This window comes from Occallatibacter sp., from assembly GCF_049802275.1.
GTDB lineage: Bacteria > Acidobacteriota > Terriglobia > Terriglobales > Acidobacteriaceae > Telmatobacter.
In genome coordinates this window covers 1-1,906 of record NZ_JBARMD010000191.1, presented here as the reverse complement: position 1 = coordinate 1,906, position 1,906 = coordinate 1, and the positions used below count along the sequence as shown (strand labels likewise).

Annotated in this window: 3 protein-coding genes; 1 reads left to right on the top strand and 2 read right to left on the bottom strand. The window is 53.3% G+C overall.

Annotated elements, in window-relative coordinates; all coding sequences use genetic code 11:
* Positions 1 to 281: 281 nt before the first annotated feature.
* A complete protein-coding gene (locus WA354_RS06390; protein WP_472812173.1) occupies positions 282 to 494 on the bottom strand; it encodes a hypothetical protein in 213 nt (70 codons plus the stop codon).
* 168 nt (positions 495 to 662) lie between these two features.
* On the opposite strand from WA354_RS06390, the gene WA354_RS06385 reads away from it, so the two are divergent.
* Positions 663 to 884, top strand: coding sequence for a hypothetical protein (locus tag WA354_RS06385; protein WP_472812172.1), 222 nt, complete (start codon positions 663 to 665; stop codon positions 882 to 884).
* 746 nt (positions 885 to 1,630) lie between these two features.
* Here the strand turns inward: WA354_RS06385 and WA354_RS06380 are convergent.
* A partial coding sequence (locus WA354_RS06380) for a carboxypeptidase regulatory-like domain-containing protein (RefSeq protein ID WP_472812171.1) occupies positions 1,631 to 1,906 on the bottom strand: 276 nt, incomplete at its 5' end.

The window sequence follows — 1,906 nt, the reverse complement described above, 5'->3', positions numbered from 1 at the left end:
CTGCGCCACGACACATTTTGGAAACTGGCGATGGATATTAAAATCCAACCTGATGATTGTCTGTCCACCGGAGCAAGACTCTGTGGATTTGGTCTCAAATACCAGGACCAGTCGCACCGAGAGAGACATACGCAATGTACCAGCCTACAAAGAGAGGTTTTTATCTCTTGTCACTCCTGGAAGCAGCAGAACTCCCAATCGACAAGAGCAACTAAGCAGTTCTTTGGGAGTACGCCAGTTGACTGTCTCAGATCAGAATGCCTTCACCGGCCTGCTGCCATTTATCTGCGCTCAGTTTGCAATGGCGACACGAAGTTGCGAAGCGAACGGACTGGAGTAGCGACCTCCCGTTCAAGCTCCGCGATATATCGCTCAAGGGCAGACTTGAGTTCCATTGCAAGGTGCGCGTCTTCCTCGCGATGTGGGTACTGCTCGATCAGTTGCAGGGTCCACCTTGTGTATTTGAGCAACTCAACAGTCGAACGGTGGCTCATGACACTCTCTCGGGAAACGGTTTGTTGATGGTACACAATCCATCACAGCTTTGCTTTGACGAAGCGAGGGCTGACCGGCGAGACGCAAACCGTCCGTAATCGGATGCGTATTACGATCCGTCGACAAACGATTACTTCAGGATTTTTCAAAGGGAAGAGCAAAGATTGGTGAAGGCTGTTTATGAGGGACTTGCCGGTTCGATTCCGCTACGCGTAGACCTTGGTCGCAAATGGAATATGCACGGAGCTGGGAGGGCAGTCCGAGAAATCAGCTCTGGCGTCGTCGATCTGGCGCACGAGCATCTTGCGGAGATTGCAGGCTGTCTCATCATCCAGGCCGAGGTGGGCGTGTTCTTCCATGACGTCGAGAGCGAAGCAGAGATCAGCTAAATGAACGGATTTTGCCTTGTCCAACATGACATGATTTTAATTCCCGCCAGGTGGACAGACAAACGAGACGGGTGCCCCGATTGGTGTACAGCAAAAGCTGATGCGGCACAGCAACGTGTCAACGACCATGAACGTCTATGGCAACTCGACTTTGGAGGCAAAGCAAAGGGCCAACTCTCAAGTGGTCCAAATGCTCATCAAGCAAGGGCAGTCACAGACCGAAAAGTCTGCGGCAGCATGAAGCGTTTATCGTGGGGTTCTGTGGGGATGAGAAATTCGCTGAGTGGCTTTAAGTTTGATTTTTTGACTCCTCAGGTAGGACTCGAATCCGCTGGACAACGTAAGCTCAATGACTTACAACGCAGCAGATGGCACAGAACACAGTCTCTTAGATGTAATGTAGTGGCAACGGCACGGGAATTGGCACGGTCCTTCATGGCCTGTGTGGGACTCGAATCGCAGCGAATGCGCCTAAGACCGTGAAAAGCAGTCCTAATCAGTTAAACGATCCGCTCGGCGGCCTGGTTCACGTCTTCGCGTTCGTGTTTCTGTCTCACGTGGAGATCGAATTGAATCGCGAACCATCTTTTGCTTTCCGCTGAGGAAGCGCCCTTGGATTCCATGAGCGGCATTTGAGCGCCACAAGCGGAACACTTCGCAGAGACGGGATGCGAATTTTCGCTATCAATTAGCAATTCCGGTTTCTTTGCCATAATGCTCGTCTCTCACTCCTTCGGTCGCTGCCTTTACGGAACCGTTACCCTCGGCATATCGGTGCTCGGCTCGGAGACGGTGACTTGGTAAACGGTGGGCGACTGCGGGTTCACCCACACCTCAAGGTAGTATTCGCCGGCGGGGATGTCGGAGAGGTAGTACATGCCGTCGGGGCCCACGTTGGCCCGTGCACTGCGAAAGTTCTTGTGGTCAGAGATGGTGACGCCGATGCCAGTAGCCGGCTTGCCATTCAGGTGCAGAACCTGACCGCGGGCTGATGCGGCACGGGCGGAGACGGCCGACAGGAC

What these genes read in the sequence shown, in the direction of transcription:
- WA354_RS06390 (WP_472812173.1), bottom strand. Translation starts at nt 494, where the DNA reads ATGAGCCACCGTTCGACTGTTGAGTTGCTCAAATACACAAGGTGGACC.